We start from the raw sequence: 3,523 nt of genomic DNA, 5'->3' as shown, positions 1-3,523 counted from the left end.
CGAGCCGGCCATCGTGCGCTCCGGCCTCGAACAGTCGGGGTTTTTCAATCCGCCCTTCCTCGATCCAGTTTGCGAACTGGAACGCGAGCAGTTCGCCGAAAAAACCACCCACACTGACGTTCGTATAGAAGTCACCGCGCGCGCCGGGCGTGTTCCCTAATCGTTCATAATATCCAGTTTCTGGACAATAAAGTGAGAGTTCCATGAAGCGGGCGAACGAAATCGAGCCGTGCTCTTCAATCTCGCGGTGGATGATTTCACAGGGCTCCGTCATGGTGGCAGCAACATTGCTTGCAGTGGTCGCGCGGATCAGGTAAAAAATCGCTGATCAAGTAATTCAGCACGCATTTATGGCCAAAATCGATGCCTTCTTCAATTTGATGTTCGAGCAAAAAGCCTCGGACCTTCACCTCTCCTCGGGCAATTCGCCCATGCTGCGCATCAACGGCGAACTTCACCGCGTCGATTATCCGCCGCTCGACAACGACGCGCTCAAGGCGATGCTCTATGAAATCGCGCCCGATTACAAAATCAAAGTGTACGAGGAAACCGGCGACGTGGATTTTGGTTATGAAATCCCGAACGTTTCCCGTTTCCGCGCGAATTTCTTCAACCAGAAATACGGATGTGCGGGAGTCTTCCGCCAGATCCCGTCGAAGGTCCTTTCGTTTGAAGATTTTGAAAAATTCGACGCCCCGCTTCCACCCGTCCTTAAGAAATTCGCCATGCTGCACAAGGGCCTCGTGGTGGTGACGGGACCAACCGGATCCGGCAAGTCCACGACGCTTGCGGCCATTGTCGATTACTGCAACAAAAACCGCCGCGACCATATCATCACCGTCGAGGACCCGATTGAATTCGTCCACGAAAGCAAGAACTGCCTGGTGAATCATCGCGAAGTAGGCGTGCACACCAAATCATTTGCCGCCGCGCTGCGCGGCGCGTTGCGCGAAGATCCGGACATCGTTCTGGTCGGCGAAATGCGCGACCTCGAAACCATCGAACTCGCGCTTACTGCGGCGAGCACCGGCCACCTGGTGTTCGGCACGTTGCACACGCAAAGTGCCGCCAAGACCGTGGACCGCATAATCGACGTTTTCCCGGCCGACCAGCAAAACAAGATCCGCGCGACCCTGTCTGAGTCGCTCAAGGGCATCGTCGCCCAAAGCCTGTTTCGCCGCATTGACAAGAAGGGCCGCGTGGCGTCGATGGAAATCCTGGTGTTCACCACGGCCATCGCCAACCTCGTGCGCGAGGGCAAGACGCACCAGATCCCCGGCATGATTCAGGTCGGCAAGAAACTGGGCAACCAGCCGCTCGACGACTCCATCATGGAGCACTTGAGGATGAAACGGATCGCTCCCGAGGAAGCGTACGACAAGTGTCTTGATAAAAAGAAATTCCGCCAGTTCCTCACCACACCTCCGGACGACGACGAGATTTAACCGAAAGAGCCGACCATGCGCCGAAACGAACTCGATTTTATACTCAGCAAGATGCTGGAGTCCCAGCAGGAGGTCTCCGACCTGAATTTCACGGTGGACAAGCCGCTCCAGGTGGAATCTTTCGGCGAACTGGTGCCGGTGCCTCTTGACCCACCGCTCGAGAAACTGACGCCGTTTCAGACCGAGATGACTGCGATGAACCTGATCGGGGGCAGCCGCCGACTCACCGAAGACCTGCTACGCACGGGATCCTGTGATTCTTCGTACACATTGAGCAGCAAGGCGCGTTTCCGCGTCAACATCTTCGCGCAGCGCGGCAATTATTCCATCGTGCTGCGAAAACTGAACACGCAGATTCCGACCCTGGAAAGCCTGTTCATGCCCGAAATATTCCAGCAGATCGCGAAGGAAAAGACCGGGCTCATCCTCGTGACGGGCGCGACCGGTTCGGGCAAGACGACAACCCTCGCGGCCCTGTTGAACGAGATCAACGAGGGCAAATCCATCCATATCATTACGCTCGAGGACCCGGTCGAGTACGTTCACCCGCAGAAGAAGGCCACGTTCAACCAGCGCGAACTCGGCATCGATTTCAACTCTTTCGCCAGCGGGCTTCGCGCCGCGTTGCGCCAGGCGCCCAAGGTCATCCTCGTCGGTGAAATGCGTGACCGCGAAACGGTCGAGATCGGAATGACCGCCGCTGAAACCGGCCACCTGGTTCTGGCCACGTTACACACAATCGATGCCGGGCAGACCATCAACCGCATTGTCGGCATGTTCGAACCGGAGGAACAGGAACAGGTCCGCGTGCGCCTCGCCGACACGCTGCGCTGGGTGGTCAGCCAGCGGCTCGCGCCAAAAATCGGCGGCGGCCGCACGGCGCTGCTCGAAATCATGGGCTCCAACCTCCGCACCAAGGAAAGCGTTCAACTTGGCGAAAGCGAAGGCAAGACGTTCTACGAAATCATCGAGGCCAGCTACACGTTCGGCTGGCGGACGTTTGATCACGCCGCCCTCGACGCGTTTGAGGAGGGACTGGTTTCTGAGGACACCGCGCTGCTCTACTGCACGAAACGCAGCGTCGTCTCGCGCGGCATTGACAACGTCAAAAAGCAGCGTGGCGACGCCACCAGCGACGGCTCGAACCTCCGAATGAAAACACTCCAGGAAGGCAAGAAAGCCGGCGCCCCGCCAATTCCCACGACCTTGAAACTGAAATAAGCCATGTCCTACGAACTCGAATTCATCGGACCGAACGACAAGCCCGCCCTGCTGGCGCTCAGCACGCCCGAATGGCTGGACGCAGCCAAAAATGTGTTGACGGAGATCGGCTACAAGGTTCATGCGGCCAGCAACCACGATGATTTCGCCCTGCGCTTCGGGCGCATCCAGTATCAGGTCGTGCTCATCGAGGAGCTTTTCGCGTGCAATGCGCCGGAGGAGAATTTGACGCTGCAATTCATACAACAGATGCCCATGCCTCAGCGCCGCCACTGCATTTTCATCCTCTTGGGCAGCTCCGTGAACACACTCAGCGCGATGCAGGCTTTTCAGCAGAGCGTCCATGCCGTCGTCAACCGCGAAGAACTCGGCCTGCTGGGCCCGAACATCCTTGGCCCGATCGTTCAGCGCGTCGTCGCCGATAATGACCTCTTTCTCAATGTCTATCGCGACACTCAACTCCGAATCGTCCAGGGCAAAGTCTAGCCTGAAGGCGGACATCGGAGCGCCGCACCCGGCATGAACCCCGCCCGCTCCGGAGCGCTGTCAGGCCCTTGCGCACTCCGCCCATTTCCACTACCCGCCATGCCCCGACTCGACCAGGCGCTTGTCGAACGCGGCCTGTGTGAAAGCCGGGAGCAGGCGAAGCGCGCTGTCATGGCCGGCCGGGTCAGAATCAACGCCCGCACGGCGCAAAAACCGAGCGACGCAGTCACGGCAAAGGATCGAATCGAGTTGACTGCGGGCGAAAAATTCGTCAGCCGCGGGGGACACAAGCTCGAACACGCGTTGAACCATTTCCACATCGGCGTTGCCGGTATGACGGTCGTTGACCTTGGCGCCTCGACCGGCGGTTT

5 protein-coding genes are annotated in these 3,523 nt (G+C 58.4%); 4 read left to right on the top strand and 1 reads right to left on the bottom strand.

From position 1 onward, the window contains the following. The coding region (locus VN887_05675; GenBank protein HXT39494.1) for an SAM-dependent methyltransferase at window positions 1–274 on the bottom strand (274 nt) is incomplete at its 3' end. A gap of 76 nt (window positions 275–350) precedes the next feature. On the opposite strand from VN887_05675, the gene VN887_05670 reads away from it, so the two are divergent. The 4 genes from VN887_05670 to VN887_05655 all read left to right on the top strand — a co-directional run. Continuing rightward, entirely contained in the window at window positions 351–1,445 is a 1,095-nt protein-coding gene (locus tag VN887_05670) for a type IV pilus twitching motility protein PilT (protein HXT39493.1), read from the top strand. 15 nt (window positions 1,446–1,460) lie between these two features. Further along, on the top strand, window positions 1,461–2,666 hold the full coding sequence (locus tag VN887_05665) for a PilT/PilU family type 4a pilus ATPase (protein ID HXT39492.1): 1,206 nt from the start codon (window positions 1,461–1,463) through the stop codon (window positions 2,664–2,666). Between the two features lie 3 nt (window positions 2,667–2,669). Beyond that, window positions 2,670–3,152 (top strand): hypothetical protein, encoded by a 483-nt coding sequence (locus tag VN887_05660; GenBank protein ID HXT39491.1) that lies wholly within the window; start codon window positions 2,670–2,672, stop codon window positions 3,150–3,152. 99 nt (window positions 3,153–3,251) lie between these two features. Next, window positions 3,252–3,523 (top strand): S4 domain-containing protein (locus VN887_05655; GenBank protein HXT39490.1); only part of this gene is annotated, 272 nt, incomplete at its 3' end.

The organism is Candidatus Angelobacter sp., from assembly GCA_035607015.1.
In the GTDB taxonomy this organism is placed as follows: Bacteria; Verrucomicrobiota; Verrucomicrobiia; order Limisphaerales; family AV2; genus AV2.
The sequence above is the reverse complement of the archived record's forward strand: the minus strand, read 5'-3'. Positions and strand labels throughout refer to the sequence as shown.